Source organism: Vibrio sp. M260112 (genome assembly GCF_036533775.1).
Classification (GTDB): domain Bacteria; phylum Pseudomonadota; class Gammaproteobacteria; order Enterobacterales; family Vibrionaceae; genus Vibrio.
Genome location: NZ_JATABH010000016.1, coordinates 17,673 through 32,657 on the forward strand (window position 1 = coordinate 17,673; position 14,985 = coordinate 32,657).

At 46.5% G+C, this 14,985-nt stretch carries 13 protein-coding genes and 1 pseudogene; 8 read left to right on the forward strand and 6 right to left on the reverse strand.

Annotation, left to right across the window (positions count from 1 at the left end; genetic code table 11):
• Positions 1–31: 31 nt before the first annotated feature.
• The gene (locus QTN95_RS09155) at positions 32–1,348 is read right to left on the reverse strand and encodes an anti-phage deoxyguanosine triphosphatase (protein WP_331417263.1); all 1,317 of its coding nucleotides are present in this window, start codon (positions 1,346–1,348) and stop codon (positions 32–34) included.
• A gap of 214 nt (positions 1,349–1,562) precedes the next feature.
• Here QTN95_RS09155 and QTN95_RS09160 point away from each other — a divergent pair.
• Positions 1,563–1,697 (forward strand): annotated as a pseudogene (locus QTN95_RS09160) (LysR family transcriptional regulator); the annotation flags it as partial.
• Positions 1,698–1,713: 16 nt separating this feature from the next.
• Here the strand turns inward: QTN95_RS09160 and yfbR are convergent.
• Positions 1,714–2,322 carry a 5'-deoxynucleotidase gene (gene yfbR, locus QTN95_RS09165; protein ID WP_138970821.1) on the reverse strand — a complete coding sequence of 203 codons (609 nt, stop codon included), beginning with the start codon at positions 2,320–2,322 and terminating at the stop codon, positions 1,714–1,716.
• Between the two features lie 73 nt (positions 2,323–2,395).
• Positions 2,396–3,610: a pyridoxal phosphate-dependent aminotransferase gene (locus tag QTN95_RS09170; RefSeq protein ID WP_331417264.1), complete on the reverse strand. Its 1,215-nt coding sequence runs from the start codon at positions 3,608–3,610 to the stop codon at positions 2,396–2,398.
• Positions 3,611–3,796: 186 nt separating this feature from the next.
• Between QTN95_RS09170 and QTN95_RS09175 the strand changes: the two genes are divergently transcribed.
• The 7 genes from QTN95_RS09175 to QTN95_RS09205 all read left to right on the forward strand — a co-directional run bounded on the left by QTN95_RS09175 (position 3,797) and on the right by QTN95_RS09205 (position 11,339).
• Positions 3,797–5,137: an isochorismate synthase gene (locus tag QTN95_RS09175; RefSeq protein ID WP_331417265.1), complete on the forward strand. Its 1,341-nt coding sequence runs from the start codon at positions 3,797–3,799 to the stop codon at positions 5,135–5,137.
• A complete protein-coding gene (gene menD, locus QTN95_RS09180; protein WP_331417266.1) occupies positions 5,138–6,868 on the forward strand; it encodes a 2-succinyl-5-enolpyruvyl-6-hydroxy-3-cyclohexene-1-carboxylic-acid synthase in 1,731 nt (576 codons plus the stop codon).
• Entirely contained in the window at positions 6,858–7,646 is a 789-nt protein-coding gene (gene menH, locus QTN95_RS09185; protein ID WP_331417267.1) for a 2-succinyl-6-hydroxy-2,4-cyclohexadiene-1-carboxylate synthase, read from the forward strand. Before menD ends, menH begins: the two co-directional genes overlap by 11 nt.
• Positions 7,647–7,684: 38 nt before the next feature.
• Entirely contained in the window at positions 7,685–8,551 is an 867-nt protein-coding gene (gene menB, locus QTN95_RS09190; RefSeq protein ID WP_269375994.1) for a 1,4-dihydroxy-2-naphthoyl-CoA synthase, read from the forward strand.
• A 163-nt stretch (positions 8,552–8,714) separates the two neighbouring features.
• Entirely contained in the window at positions 8,715–9,704 is a 990-nt protein-coding gene (gene menC / locus QTN95_RS09195; protein WP_331417268.1) for an o-succinylbenzoate synthase, read from the forward strand.
• A complete protein-coding gene (gene menE / locus QTN95_RS09200) occupies positions 9,701–11,071 on the forward strand; it encodes an o-succinylbenzoate--CoA ligase (RefSeq protein ID WP_331417269.1) in 1,371 nt (456 codons plus the stop codon). The genes menC and menE overlap by 4 nt, the downstream gene beginning before the upstream one ends.
• Before the next feature lie 94 nt (positions 11,072–11,165).
• Positions 11,166–11,339, forward strand: a complete 174-nt coding sequence (locus QTN95_RS09205) for a hypothetical protein (RefSeq protein ID WP_171052123.1) — start codon at positions 11,166–11,168, stop codon at positions 11,337–11,339.
• Here the strand turns inward: QTN95_RS09205 and QTN95_RS09210 are convergent.
• The 3 genes from QTN95_RS09210 to QTN95_RS09220 form a co-directional block, all read right to left on the reverse strand.
• Entirely contained in the window at positions 11,336–12,259 is a 924-nt protein-coding gene (locus QTN95_RS09210) for a YeiH family protein (protein WP_331417270.1), read from the reverse strand. The genes QTN95_RS09205 and QTN95_RS09210 overlap by 4 nt on opposite strands.
• A gap of 119 nt (positions 12,260–12,378) precedes the next feature.
• Complete coding sequence (locus QTN95_RS09215; protein ID WP_331417271.1) at positions 12,379–14,250, reverse strand: MFS transporter; 1,872 nt, start codon at positions 14,248–14,250, stop codon at positions 12,379–12,381.
• A gap of 24 nt (positions 14,251–14,274) precedes the next feature.
• Positions 14,275–14,865: a TetR/AcrR family transcriptional regulator gene (locus QTN95_RS09220; RefSeq protein ID WP_331417272.1), complete on the reverse strand. Its 591-nt coding sequence runs from the start codon at positions 14,863–14,865 to the stop codon at positions 14,275–14,277.
• Between the last annotated feature and the right edge of the window lie 120 nt (positions 14,866–14,985).

The following is a 14,985-nucleotide window of genomic DNA, read 5'->3' on the forward strand; positions in this document are numbered from 1 at the left end:
TGGCTCCTGATTTGTTAAAGCGCAACGATTGCTAGTGTGATGAAAATAGCTGCTGATGCAGGCGCTGGGCATGTCCATCTGTCATCGATGAAATGTAATCGGCGATTACCCTATATCCTTCACTCGGGTCGTGTTTTGCTGCCCACTGCAAACGAACTTGAGTAGGTAACAATCGCTCAGGATCAGCACTGAGCGCTTCGAAAATATCCATGATGATCTGTTGGCCTTTGTACTCGACTACCTGTACATGCGGTACTTGAATAACGTAGTCACTAACGAAGTGTTTAAGAATGTCTAAAGCCTTAGCCATCTTAGGCTCAAGATAGGCATTGAATGAAAGCAGTTCACACGCAAAACAGGCATCAACTGGTTTAATAGATATACTGGTCAATAGCGCGTTGACCATCCCACCAATCGCATCTTTGCGCTGGTAGTGAGTGCCTGCAAACAACATGTCGGTGATGGAATCGATATGTTGTTCAAACCATGGGTCACCACATTCCGATAACTGACTGGCCGCCCCTTCAATCCATTGGTGGCGATTGACCATTCCAAGTACCAAGGCGTCTTCAAGATCATGCACACCGTAGGCGATATCATCGGCCAGCTCCATAATCGAACAATCGATAGACTTATAGCGAGTCTTTTTGTGTTCGGTATCAGGCAGTTTTTCATCGCGCATCGTACTGAAAAGCTGTTTGTCTTTTTCGCTCAGAGGTTCGAGCAACCAGTCAAACAGTGAGCGATCACAATCATAAAGTCCTTTAGCAGGCATCCAGTCGCGTGCACGGAGTTTGCGTTGATGGGAGACACTGTCTGGGAGGGTCACTGCTCGTGTTTGACTGATCATTGCCGGATACTTGATGAGCCCAAGTAGCGTTCGACGAGTTAGGTTCATACCGAAATGTTCAGTGTAAGGTTCGAGTTTAGTGACGATACGAAATGTCTGTGCATTGCCTTCGAATCCACCGTGTTTGCGCATCATGTAGTTAAGTGCAACTTCTCCGCCATGCCCGTAGGGTGGGTGGCCAATGTCATGTGCAAGGCAAAGTGAATCAATCAAACTGTCACTGGGCAGCAGATCACGAAACTCTGGTTGTTTCTTTTTCAATTGCGCGACAATTCCGGTGCCTAGTTGAGCGGCTTCTAATGAATGCGTTAAACGAGTGCGGTGGAAGTCATCGAAACTTTTGCCGTGAACCTGAGTTTTCGCTTGTAGGCGGCGAAAGGCAGCAGAATGAAGAATACGGGCACGATCGCGTTGATATGGGCTGCGGTGGTCATCACGACGAATCTTATGTTCATCATCATGACGTTGATGCCATAAATCGCTGATTTGAAACGTCATAGGCAATACCCCTCTGTTTTTCCTAACCGTACACCGATGCAGAGAGGACTTCAAGTGGCAGAAAACTATGAAAATTTTGCCACTTGATCCATAGGCTAGTCCTTCATACTTAAAATCAAAACAGCAGCCACGGCGAGAAAAGCCGTCATCATCAGAAATACATCGTTGTAGGCCATAATAGCGGCGTCGCGTTGCATGGTCGCAATCAGACTTGCTTGTGCGCTTATTACCTGAGTACAAGATGCCTGAAGTACAGGTGAGTCTTGTCTATGCAGATAGGCAACTGATGCCGAAACGTAAGAAAGTGTTGATTGAATATTTGCTTAACGCGTTCCAGCATCGTAATTAAGTGGCAACAAGCTGTATTAGCTGATCTCGTCTAAAGAGAGCTCGAAGCTTGGTGCGAAGGTATTTAGGAAATATTCCATCTCTGGGGTAAAGCGTTGCTTTAAGGTGACATCTAAGCGTTTTTTCGCCAGCGCATACTCATGATTGCCTGCACTCAGTTCTTCGAGACATTTCAGATAGGCGCAAATGGTATCGGCTTGCTTAACTATCATGGCATCATCGGAATGCGCTTGTTGGGAGATTAAATATGGGGTGAAATCATCGTGAAATTCTTCGGGCAGCATAGATAACAGTTTCTTTTCTGCGGCAGCCTCAATCTTTTTGTATTCTTTGGCTATCTCTGGATTGTAGTACTTAACGGGTGTTGGTAAATCACCGGTTAACACTTCACTGGTGTCATGGTACATACCTAAGATAGCGATTCTTTCTGGGTTAAGGTTGCCGCCAAACTTCTTGTTTTTGATCAGTGCCAAAGCGTGGGCAACGAAAGCAACCTGTAAGCTGTGTTCTGAGATGTTTTCACTTGATACTGAACGCATCAACGGCCAACGCTGAATCAGTTTCATGCGCGCCAAGTGGGCAAAAAAGTGGCTTTCCTGAACAACTTTGTTTGGACTATCTGACATTTCTCTACTCCATGAAATGAAAAAGGGCACTCAGTGAGTGCCCTTTAAGAATATGAGAGATTGAAGCTAATTACTACTGACTATAGGTCGACAGGAAGCGTTCAAAGCGACCGATCGCAACTTCAAGATCTTCGACGTGAGGTAAAGTCACGATGCGGAAGTGATCAGGTTTAGGCCAGTTAAACCCTGTCCCCTGAACAAGCAGCACTTTTTCTTGAACCAAGAAATCGAGCACCATCTTCTGGTCGTCTTTGATGTTGTAAACCTTAGTATCAATTTTTGGGAACAAGTACATCGCCCCTTTCGGTTTGACACACGATATCCCTGGGATCTGGTTAATCAATTCCCATGCGCGATCACGCTGTTCGAGCAGACGACCACCAGGCAGAATCAATTCATTAATACTTTGATAACCACCTAATGCAGTTTGAATCGCATGTTGCATCGGCACGTTAGCACAGAGTCGCATTGACGCTAGCATATCGAGACCGTTTATATAGCCTTTGGCCATATGTTTAGGGCCCGTCATAAACATCCAACCGCCACGGAAACCACACACGCGATAAGCTTTCGACAATCCATTGAACGTCATCACGATGACATCGTCGGTTAGGGTTGCAACGGAAGTATGTGTTGCGCCGTCGTAAAGAACTTTGTCGTAGATTTCATCAGCGAAGATGATAAGTTTATGCTGACGTGCAATCTCGATCACTTCAAGTAGGAAGTCACGGCTGTATACTGCACCGGTTGGGTTATTCGGGTTGATTAATACGATGCCGCGTGTTTTTGGCGTGATTTTACGCTTGATGTCGTCAAGGTCTGGATACCAGTCCGCTTCTTCATCACACATGTAGTGCACCGCATTACCACCGGAAAGAGCAACGGAAGCGGTCCATAGCGGGTAGTCAGGTGCAGGGACGAGCATTTCGTCACCATTGTTTAGCAACGCTTGCATTGCCATAACGATAAGCTCAGAGACGCCGTTACCAATGTAGACGTCTTCGACGTCTAGTGAATGAATTCCCTTGCGCTGATAATGCTGAACGACGGCTTTACGAGCTGAATAAATTCCTTTTGAATCACAGTAGCCTTGCGAAGTAGGCAAGTTACGGATTACATCGACTAGGATTTCGTCAGGTGCGTCAAAGCCAAATGGGGCGGGGTTTCCGATGTTTAGCTTTAGTATTTTATGCCCCTCTTCTTCCATGCGTTTAGCATGTTTTAGTACCGGCCCCCTAATGTCATAGCAGACATTATCGAGTTTCGACGACATCCCGATATTTTGCATTGATTAAAACCTAAAAATAATTGAATTTCTTTATTAAAGTACATCAAAAAGAATTTTTTTAGAATAAAAATCTGGTTGAATGGCAAGAAATAACAACTTGTAGCACGCCCGTTATCACAGGATTTTGCAAAACATTCACCACAACCTTGATTTGAGAGGGGTCTATAAATAGAGTAACCACCTACAATGAATAACAATCCCCATGCATACGAGGCTGATTTGTCTAATTTTCATCAAGCCGTTACTGAACTGATCGAACGCGTAAAGGATGCAGGAGACGGTATCACTCGTCTGGTTCAAGTTCTTGAGGAAAAACCGGACTTTGCGTTTATCGACTGGCTTGAGGCTCAGCCGATTTTCCCTCAGTTCTATTGGCAATCGCGCGATACTCGTGAAGAAGTGGTCGCGCTAGGCCAGTTACATACATTTGTCGACCCTGCGCCCGCTTATGCCATATTGGCTGAAGATCAGCGTATATGGGGAGGGCGTTCATTTGACGGACAGACGAGCAAGAATCGTCGCTGCATGTCTTCGTTCTTTTTTCTACCGCAGATAGAGCTGATTCGCTTTGATAACAGTTGGTCTATTGCGGTGAACTTAACGGCAGAAAAACACCGCACTCTCGCTAGCCTATGCAAGTTGCAGCTTGACGTTAAACCTCTTATGCCCGTTACGGCACATGTCGAAAATATCCAGCATACGCCTGATAAGTTTCAGTGGGGGGAGTTGGTAGATAAAGTCCTGACAGGCATTAGCAATAACGAGTTTAAAAAGGTGGTTTTGGCTCGCAAAACAGAGGTCACGCTTGATGCGCCCTTATGTGCGGCTCAGTTCTTAAAATCAAGCTATCTGCACAATCACCATAGTTTTCACTTTTTACTGTCGTTAGATAGGAAGCATAGTTTTATCGGATCAACGCCGGAGCGTCTTTACCTGCGTCAAGATCAGGAACTTTATACGGAAGCGCTCGCCGGTACGATCGGACGAGGTAGCAATGCCACTCAGGATATGGAACTGGCTAACTGGTTGGCCAACGACAGCAAGAACCTCAATGAAAATCAATATGTTGTAGACGATATTATCGAGCGTCTAACTCCGCACTCTGAACATGTAGAGGTGGAACAAGAGGCTCGCTTAGTTCGTTTACGTAAGGTTCAGCACCTAAAACGCAGCATTCACGCCCACTTGAATAAAGGTGTTAATGGCGTGCAGTTGTTGAGTGCGTTACAGCCAACCGCAGCAGTTGCGGGCTTGCCGCGCAAAGAATCGATGGCATTTATTCAGCAACATGAACCCTTTGCTCGTGGTTGGTACGCAGGCTCGATGGGCTTTATCAGTCACCAGAGAGCTGAGTTTTGTGTCGCAATTCGCAGCGCCCTGATCCTCGATGACCATGTCCAGTTATTTGCTGGTGCAGGTATTGTTCCTGGCTCAGTAGCGGAATATGAATGGCAAGAGCTGGATAAAAAAATGTCGACACTGTTGTCTCTGATATCAGATAACGCACCGTTAGGAGTCGCTTCTTAGATGAACGCGGAAGTTTTAAGTGCTAATCAAGCAGTGATAAACCGCATTTGGAGTCAGGTAATACTTGAAGAACTGACCCGATTTGGTGTGCGTGAAATTTGTATCGCTCCTGGCTCTCGCTCAACGCCTTTGACATTGGAAGCGGATGAAAATCCACAACTAAACCTCCACACGCATTTTGATGAGCGTGGGCTGGGATTTATGGCGTTAGGCCTTGCGAAAGCAAGTGGTAAACCTGTCGCTGTCGTTGTGACATCAGGAACGGCAGTCGCGAATCTTCTTCCCGCTATTGCGGAAGCAAAACTTACTGGCGAAAAGCTGGTGGTGCTTACGGCGGACAGACCCGTCGAACTGGTTGGCTGTGGTGCTAACCAAGCCATCAACCAACTTGGGATCTTTTCTAGCCATGTGACCTGTGCGGTTGACCTACCCAGTCCATCGTTGAATATTCCACTCAATTGGGTGCTAACGACAATCGACCAAGCGCTGGCTGAGCAACAGCAAAAGGGCTGTGCGATTCATGTTAACTGCCCATTTCCTGAACCACTTTATAGCGCTGAACCTAAGTGTTTATACCAAAGCTATAGTGACCAATTGGGCTTGTGGTGGCAAAGCGACAAACCGTTGACGAGTAAGAGTTACCCATTGCAGAGTCCACAACTGAATGTCAGTGATTTTTCGCGAAGAAACGGCCTGATAGTGCTTGGTAGTGTGACGCGCAGTGAAGCATCTGCTGCCAAACAGTTGGCTGAGCGGCTAGGTTGGCCAATCATGTGTGACCCACAGTCCGGACAAAGCTCGGCTTGGTCACACTACGATCTATGGTTGCAGAACAGCAATCAATCGGAAGCCTTACAGCAGTGTGAGTTAGTTTTGCAACTGGGTTCGCGCATCGTATCGAAGCGTCTGAATCAGTGGTTAGCTAAGCATATCAAAACCACTGGTGCTGATTATCACTATGTTGCGCCGAGTTTCGACCGTAATAACGCGAGCCATATGATGCAAGTGCATCATCTTGCCTCTGTAGAGAGTTGGATCTCGCACTTGTTAGCGATATTGCCGCCAATTGCTCAAACGAATTCAGGTTGGGCTGATGAGTTGTGTGCTGTCTCTGAACAGGTCAATAGTTTGGCTTCGTTGCATCTCTCGTGCGATGCGCCTCTATCTGAAATCGCTTTGGCTCTAACCGCGCCTCAACTGCCTAAGCAAGCACAATTGTTTATCGGCAATAGTCTGTTTGTACGCCTTTTGGATATGTTTGCCCGTTTTGATGGCGTTGAAGTTTATAGCAATCGAGGGGCGTCAGGGATTGATGGCATAGTCGCTAGTGCTGCGGGAGTGGTACGGGCAAATAAACAGCCAACGGTTCTCTTCATTGGCGATACATCGCTTTTATACGATATCAACTCATTAGCGCTGTTTACCCATGAGCAAACACCGGTTGTCATCGTGGTGACCAATAATGATGGTGGTGCCATCTTTGATTTACTGCCTGTTCCAGAGCAACAAAAACAAGCTTTGTATCAAATGCCCCATGGCTTTGAGTTTGAACATGCTGCTCGACAGTTTCATCTTGCTTACGCTAAGCCAGAAACGTTGGCGGAATATCAGCAACTGATCGACAACCATGTTGAGAATGGTGTGGGTGGATTGGTTATCGAAGTGCAAACGCCCGCGGAGCAAGCTTCCCGTCAGTTAAGAGAATTTACGCAACAGATTCATGCTTTATAGTCAGGCTTCTCAGCATTTAGCCCATAACCCAGCACAGCCAGTGCTGGTCTTTTTGCATGGCTTACTGGGTTGTGGAAAAGATTGGCAACAGACAATTGATTACCTAAGTGATTACCCTTCAGTTTGTCTTGATTTACCCGGTCATGGCTTGAGTGGGTTGAACAGCTGTAACAATTTTAAAGAGTGTTGTGATCAAATATCTGACACTCTTCTCACCCAGTTCGAGCCTCATCGACCTATAGTACTGATTGGTTACTCAATGGGTGGTCGCATCGCAATGAATGGTGTGGTGAACAATCACTTTGCGGGGCTTAATATTCAGCAATTGATTGTTGAAGGGGGAAACTTTGGTTTGCCATCCCCAATGGATAGAGCAGCAAGGTGGGAGTACGATGTTCAGTGGGCTGAACGTTTTACGAATCAGCCAATTGAACAGGTGCTAAGCGATTGGTATCAGCAGGCGGTGTTTAGTTCACTAAATCATGCGCAAAGACAAAAACTGATCGCTAAACGCAGTGCTAACCTAGGGCCACAAGTGGCAAACATGATGCTAGCGACCTCGCTGGCAAAGCAAGATTATTTGTTGGATGCGCTCAGCTCATCCGCAGTAGCAGTACATTATATTTGTGGCGAGAAAGACGATAAGTTTAGTCAGTTGGCCAAACGAAGCGGTTTGTCTTTCAGCCAAGTTGCAGAGGCTGGGCATAATGTTCATGTTGAACAGCCCCAAGCTTTTGCCGAAATCGTTAAAACTCAAATAAAACAAACCTTTGTATAGTTTGTTTTGAGTCAATTGGTAAACAAACAGGAATCACCATGGCAAAAACAGTCGGTATCTCAGAAGAAGAATTATACGCACCAGTACACTGGAATGACTGCAGCGGTGAATATGAAGATATTCAGTACCACAAATCTGAAGATGGTATCGCTAAGATTACTATCGCCCGCCCACAGGTTCGTAATGCGTTCCGCCCTCAAACGGTAAAAGAGATGATCAACGCGCTTGCCGATGCACGTTATGACGAAGGTGTCGGCGTTATTATCCTTACCGGTTTAGGTGAGAAAGCGTTTTGTTCTGGCGGTGACCAGAAAATTCGTGGCGATTACGGTGGTTACAGAGATGACTCAGGTACGCACCACTTAAACGTTTTGGACTTCCAACGTCAGATTCGTACGTGTCCGAAGCCTGTTATCGCTTCGGTTGCAGGTTGGGCTGTAGGCGGTGGTCACGTACTGCATATGATGTGTGATCTGACGATCGCCGCTGAGAATGCACAGTTTGGTCAAACTGGCCCTAAAGTAGGTTCCTTTGATGGGGGGTGGGGCGCGTCATACATGGCACGTATTGTTGGTCAGAAAAAAGCTCGTGAAATCTGGTTCTTATGTCGTTTCTATGATGCGAAGGAAGCGCTAGACATGGGGCTAGTCAATACCGTGGTGCCTCTAGAAGATCTTGAGAAAGAAACCGTACGTTGGTGTCGTGAGACATTACAGCACAGCCCAATGGCGCTTCGTTGTCTTAAGGCCGCGTTGAACGCAGATTGTGATGGTCAAGCGGGTCTTCAAGAGCTAGCTGGCAACGCAACCATGATGTTCTACATGACTGAAGAAGGTCAGGAAGGTCGCAATGCTTTCAATGAAAAGCGCCGTCCGGACTTTAACAAGTTTCCACGCAACCCATAATTTGTCGTTAATATCTTAGTTCTAATCGTGATAGCAATTCGAGGATGCGTCATCTTTCACGTCCTCGCCTTGCTGTAGAAGCGATAACCTAGATGTTTGCAGACGAACGGGTGAAATATCCAATGCATGCTACATTTATATCAATAATGAAAAGGATATTGCTATGAGATCAGCCAAACTCTATCGCTATGAACTGCCGATGGACAGCGGTGTGATACTGCGTGATCAGAGGTTGAAACAGCGCGAAGGTTTTGTCGTAGAGTTAGCGCTTGATGGTGACACTGGTCTTGGTGAAGTTGCTCCTCTTGCGGGTTTTAGTATTGAGACCATGGATGAAGCCTATTCACAGCTCGTCGAGCAACTGGCTTTGTGGCAACAAGGCGTGGAGCTTAATTTTGATGGTCTGTATCCATCGGTTGCGTTTGGTCTTTCAATGGCGCAAATGGAATTGACGCAACAGCTTCCACAGCACGGTGTGTATCAAGCTGCTCCACTCTGCTCAGGGGATCCTGATGAGCTCATTCCTAAGCTCAACGCAATGAGCGGTCAGAAAGTAGCAAAAATCAAAGTTGGGCTGTATGAGCCTATTCGTGACGGGATGTTAGTGAGTCTATTTTTGGAGTCCATTCCTGACCTCACACTAAGATTAGATGCCAACCGAGCTTGGAGTGCTGAAAAAGCGCAACAGTTTGCCAAGAAGATCGCGCCTTCGTTAAGAGGACGTATTGCCTTTATCGAAGAGCCCTGCCAAGTGCCGGGTGACAGTTTTTCTTTTGCGATTGATACTGGAATTGCTATCGCTTGGGATGAGACGCTTCAGCATGCGATTCGTCGCGATGATTTTAAGCTTGAAGATCTCAATGGTGCTAAAGCGATCGTCATCAAGCCGACTTTACTTGGCTCTGTTGAACGCTGTATCGCGTTGATTCAAAGAGCTAAGGAACTGGGGATCAAAGCGGTTGTGAGTTCGAGTATTGAATCAAGTCTTGGTTTAACTCAGTTGGCTAGACTGGCACATTGGCAGTTACCTGACGAAATACCAGGTCTTGATACTGTGGGTTTGTTCGCTCAGCAGCTAGAAGTTGCTTGGCCAGGTTGCGAATTGCCACTGACTTCATTGTCGGACCAAGCATTGATTTGGCAGTCAGAATGAAAGCAGAGTTATCACCTGTCAATAAATGGGCTCAACTGAGCCCATCTTTGTATGCTTTAGAGACTCCTGAGCAAGGTTACACTTGGCTTGAACTCGCCGAAAAAGTACAACGCCTAGCCGCATCTTTAGGTAAACAAGGCGTATCCGTTGGCGACCTAGTTACTTGCGTGGGTAAGAACAGTCCTCAATTGTTGCTGCTCTATCTCGCCTGCCTCGAACAGGGAGCCATTTGTGCGCTTACTATGCCGCAGAGTGAAAGTGAGCTTAAAAGCAAACTGGCAACCCTGTACCCCAATCCCGACAATGCTTACCTATGGTCGGATCAAGGTACGCCTGTGCCTACGACGGGGTATCATGTTCAAGTGTCAGAGCTTGAAATCGAAGATTGGCACAGCCATTACCAAAACAAATCTATCGCTTCGATTGTATTTACATCTGGTTCAACGGGCATACCGAAAGCGGTTGCTCATACATCGCAGCACCATCTTGCCTCAGCGCAGGGTCTACTTGAAAAATTTCACTTCCAGCCAGGTGATACTTGGTTATTGAGTCTGCCTATGTACCACGTATCTGGTTTAGCGATTGTCTATCGTTGGCTTGCGACTGGCGCAACTCTCAAAATAGGTACAGGTAATTTAAGCGAAGATATTTCGGATGTCAGCCATGCATCACTGGTCGCAACCCAGCTAAAACGCTTGCTCGATAGTAGTGAAACTCTGGCTCTCAGCCATGTTTTACTGGGGGGGAGTCATGTCCCTTTGGAACTAAGCCAGCAAGCCGCTGAGCGCGGGATTGAAACCTGGCTCGGATATGGAATGACAGAAGCGGCCTCAACAGTGACCGCTAAAAAGATAGACGCAGTTTATAGTGCGGGGAGCGTATTACCCAAACGCTTGGTAAAACTGGATGGTCAGCGCATTTACATTGGTGGTGATACTCTGGCTTCAGGTTACTACAAGCAAGGAGTACTGACGCCAATAGCTGAAAATGGCTGGTTTGATAGTAAAGACCTTGGTCAGTGGTTAGGTGACGAGTTGGTGATCATCGGTCGAGCGGACAACCAATTTATTTCTGGTGGGGAGAACATCCATTGTGAGGAAATAGAAGCAGTGCTCAACCAATTAGATGCTATCCAGCTAGCGATTATCGTGCCTATCGAAGATGACGAATATGGACATCGACCTGTCGCGGTATTGCAGTGTGAAAAGTTACCTGAACAAGCGGAGATTGAATTACTGTTACAACTTAAGCTAACTAAATTCAAATGGCCGAAGGCCTATTATCAGATGCCACTGGAACTGTTAGCGGGTGGGATAAAATTATCGCGCCAAAAGGTTAAACAGTGGCTGGAAAGTCAACTTAGTTAATTTCGACATTTCATAGTCCAAATGTGAATTTAGCAATCTTATAACCTTAATTCATAATACCTCTATTGAGATATGGAATTGGATATAAGAAGCAATGAAAGCACTCTTGGTTATCGCCGTGTTACTTCAGATAACGGTTGCCCTGCAAAGTGAGGGTTTAGTTAAGGCATTAGCTGAGCTCTCGGCGTTTTTGCTGGTTGTTACTATCGCCTCAAGCACTAAACAGCAAAAACGTCAATCGCTAGAACTTGATACAGAAAAGCGTTAAACCAACGTAAGCCATGCTAATGACGTGGTTGAAATCAGTATCCACAAAGTCACACCAAACATCAGTGGTTTGGCGCCCGCCGACTTGAGTTTCTCGACAGAAATACCGCAGCCAATCAAGAATAAACAGACCACTAACGCACGTTTCGCTACGTCAAATATGCCCTGATAGAGCGCATCAAATTGGGGGAGGGCATCACTTACCGCGATCGCGATACAGTAAAACAAGATGAAGTATGGAATGGTGACTTTCTTTGAGTCGCTACGGAACAAAAACGCGCTAAACAGTGCAACAGGTATGATCCATAGTGCTCGAGCCAGTTTAAGCGTTGTCGCCGTTGTCAGTGCTTCTTCACCATAAGCAGACGCGGCACCAACCACGGATGAGGTATCATGAATCGCGATGGCTGCCCAGGTGCCAAACGTGTGCTGGTCAAGGTTCAACGCATGACCAATCACCGGGAAGATAAACAGGGCGATAGAGTTAAGAACAAATACCGTCGCGAGAGATAAACCTATCTGTTCATCGCTCGCTTTAATCGCTGGTGATACAGCAGCGATCGCACTGCCACCACAAATTGCTGTGCCAGCAGAGATCAGATACCCCGTCTCTCTGTTGAGACCGATCCATTTTGTAACCCACCAACCAATTACCAAGGTACCAAAAATGGTGGTGACAATCAGGCCGATACCATTCGATGTTACCGCGAGGGCCTGTTCAAACTGAATACCGAAACCTAAGCCAACGATCGAGTAGGCAAGCAGCTTTTTAGTGACCTTGGCGAGATTGAATTCCGCAGGAACAAAGCCAAGTGAAGCGAGCAAGAAGCCAATCACAAGTGCAGTAGGAGAGGTGATAAAAGGGGTCAGGCAAACTGCAAGAGCAAGCCAAAATGGCAACTGTTTGGTTAGCTTATTCATTATTGATTTGGTGAGTTGAGATCAACCGCAAGTGTAGCGTACCCAAAGCGATAAATAGAGCTGAATGTTTTGAACGGCTGTTCAGAAAAACTGAACAGCCGTGTTTTGTTATGATAGACCTAGCGCCAGTCGCCTCTTAGTGTCGAGACCTTTTCAAACATCGTCTCCGTAGACGCTGATTTAGGGTCAACCGGCTCACCCACTTCAATTTCAATCTTTGACCAAAATCGCGTTGGTAACCCTTTACAGGCTGCCCCTTTATGACGGCTGAAGTAACTTCCCCACATGCCCTTTAGCGCAATAGGAATGACAGGAACAGGGCTACGTTTGAGGATCAGATCCATACCGCGCATAAATGGATTCATCTTACCATCGGAGGTCAAGCGACCTTCGGGGAAGATACAGACAATGTGTCCTTCGGCCAGTGCCTGCTCCACTTCTGAAAATGCTCTTACTATTGAGCGGCGATTAGTTGCCGAAATGGGAATAACTCCCGCGCGCTTGAGAAAACGGCGCAAAGGAGGTGCATTGGCATAATCTTCTTCCATTACAAATCGAATGAGCCTTGGACAAACGGCGCTGAGCAACAAAGCATCCATATAGCTGACATGGTTGCAAACCAGTAGAGCGCCCTGTTTATCTGGCAAATTATGCAGATTCTTATGGGTCACTCGGTACATGGTGTGTGTAAGTATCCAGACTAGAAAGCGGACGACAAAGATAGGGACTTGAGAAAACAGGTAAGTCGCCACCAACATGTTGAGTACCGCCAGCAGCAAGAATAACTGAGGAATAGAAAGGCCAATAACAGATAGGCAAATAATTCCTAGAATGGCACTACCGACCATAAATAGAGAGTTGTAAATGTTGAGTGCGGCAATAACCTGTGCCCGTTGATCGACTTTTGCTCGTTGTTGCATCAGCGCATATAGCGGGACGATAAAGACACCGCCAGAAGCACCAAGTAGAAATAGGTATGCAAATACTGGCCACAGCGGTTGGTATGCCACAAAGTCTGAAAAATGAGCAAATTCTGGTAACTGCTGTGGAACCGCTAACGCCATTAATGCGCCAAACACGGTGATCCCAAAACTGCCGAGCGGCACGATACCAACTTCAATGCGATGGTTTGAGAGTTTGTCGCACGCTAGCGAACCTAGCGCAATACCAATGGAAAAGAGCGCAAGTAAAAATGAGACGGCACTTTCACTGCCATTAAGGTAGATCTTAGTGAAGTTAGGAAATTGGGTCAGGTATGCCGCGCCCAGAAACCAAAACCAACTGATGGCCATTAATGAGCGGAAGATTGTCTGATCTGATTTGGCGATGGCGATGGTTTGTTTGGTTTGCTTGATTGGTTGCCAACGGAACTCGAGCGTTGGCGCACTGGCAGGTGCTACAGGAATAGAACGGCTCGCGAGGTAGCCAAGCAGCGCGAAGATAACGACGGACGCTGCCGCGACGTATTTGGCGCTTTCAGAAGAGGCGATAACCCCCGCTCCTAGAGTGCCGATTAAAATCGCGAGAAATGTGCCGGTTTCGACTAAAGCGTTGCCTGGGACTAACTCATTGGGTTTGAGTTGCTGAGGCAGAAGCGCATATTTTACCGGACCGAAAAACGCAGATTGCGTACCCATCAAGAACAGCAGTATCAGCAGTATAGTGTAACTTTCGGTGATAAAGCCGATTGCCCCTAAACACATGATGCCGATCTCAGCGAGTTTAACCTTGCGAATAAACCAAGATTTCTCATATTTGTCAGCCAATACACCCGCGGAGGCTGAAAAAAGGAAAAAGGGCAGAATAAACAGACCTGCCGCGAGATTGATGAATAAATCACTGGAAATGGGTAAGGTACCTGCGCCAGCAAAAGCGACGAACAGCAGCAGAACATTTTTAAAAATGTTGTCGTTGAAAGCGCCGAAAAACTGTGTGACGAAATAAGGCAGAAATCGTTTCTGCCTTAGTAAAGAGCTTTGGCTATCAGACATTAGTGATCCTTAACATTTAGGATGTTACCAATTGGTCAGGTAGTTTGAGAGCAAATTCTCGATCAACTCCTTGCCATCGATAGGCTGATCGCTGAAGAACTTGTCATCGACGCTTAGTAGCGTAATACCGTGCACACCTGACCAAAGCACGCGACTTGCTTTTAGCACATCGGCTTCACTGCGATGAGGGGCAAGTGCTTGTAACAGGTGTTCTAGCATACCAGTCATGGCATTAATTCGTTGTGCTTGCCACTCCGGCAGCGTCTCGCCATTCATATTGTGCTCGAAGATAAGTTGCCAACGATTTGGATGGCGAAGTGCAAAGTCATGATAGCAATAGGCCAGTTCATACAGTGCTGACCGGTTATCTTGACTGCCGTTAACGACATGGTTGGCTTCAGATGATAGCTCGTCTAAGGTCTGCGCTACGACATGCAATAACAGTAAATTGTAGTTTCCGAACACATTGACCAGTGTACTCGGTACATAACCAATCATGGTTGCGATCTTACGCAAGCTAAGCTCATGATACGAATTGGTCGTGAGAAACGCCTTTACCGTTGATAGTGTAAGGGCGATGAGTTCTTCGCGGGTGTGATCGTTTCTTCTTGCCATGGTGAATAATCTAAAATGAACATTGTTCAATATTCTAATGAGCCAATGCCTATAGCGCAACTTTGCTAAGGACAATTTGCAATATTCTGATACATGTCGCGCCGACGTTTTTGTATGAAT

Bases quoted from the DNA above. Each gene is read 5' to 3' on its own strand.
- QTN95_RS09155 (WP_331417263.1), bottom strand. From the start codon at position 1,348: ATGACGTTTCAAATCAGCGATTTATGGCATCAACGTCATGATGATGAA.
- yfbR (WP_138970821.1), bottom strand. From the start codon at position 2,322: ATGTCAGATAGTCCAAACAAAGTTGTTCAGGAAAGCCACTTTTTTGCC.
- QTN95_RS09170 (WP_331417264.1), bottom strand. From the start codon at position 3,610: ATGCAAAATATCGGGATGTCGTCGAAACTCGATAATGTCTGCTATGAC.
- QTN95_RS09175 (WP_331417265.1), top strand. From the start codon at position 3,797: ATGAATAACAATCCCCATGCATACGAGGCTGATTTGTCTAATTTTCAT.
- menD (WP_331417266.1), top strand. From the start codon at position 5,138: ATGAACGCGGAAGTTTTAAGTGCTAATCAAGCAGTGATAAACCGCATT.
- menH (WP_331417267.1), top strand. From the start codon at position 6,858: ATGCTTTATAGTCAGGCTTCTCAGCATTTAGCCCATAACCCAGCACAG.
- menB (WP_269375994.1), top strand. From the start codon at position 7,685: ATGGCAAAAACAGTCGGTATCTCAGAAGAAGAATTATACGCACCAGTA.
- menC (WP_331417268.1), top strand. From the start codon at position 8,715: ATGAGATCAGCCAAACTCTATCGCTATGAACTGCCGATGGACAGCGGT.
- menE (WP_331417269.1), top strand. From the start codon at position 9,701: ATGAAAGCAGAGTTATCACCTGTCAATAAATGGGCTCAACTGAGCCCA.
- QTN95_RS09205 (WP_171052123.1), top strand. From the start codon at position 11,166: ATGAAAGCACTCTTGGTTATCGCCGTGTTACTTCAGATAACGGTTGCC.
- QTN95_RS09210 (WP_331417270.1), bottom strand. From the start codon at position 12,259: ATGAATAAGCTAACCAAACAGTTGCCATTTTGGCTTGCTCTTGCAGTT.
- QTN95_RS09215 (WP_331417271.1), bottom strand. From the start codon at position 14,250: ATGTCTGATAGCCAAAGCTCTTTACTAAGGCAGAAACGATTTCTGCCT.
- QTN95_RS09220 (WP_331417272.1), bottom strand. From the start codon at position 14,865: ATGGCAAGAAGAAACGATCACACCCGCGAAGAACTCATCGCCCTTACA.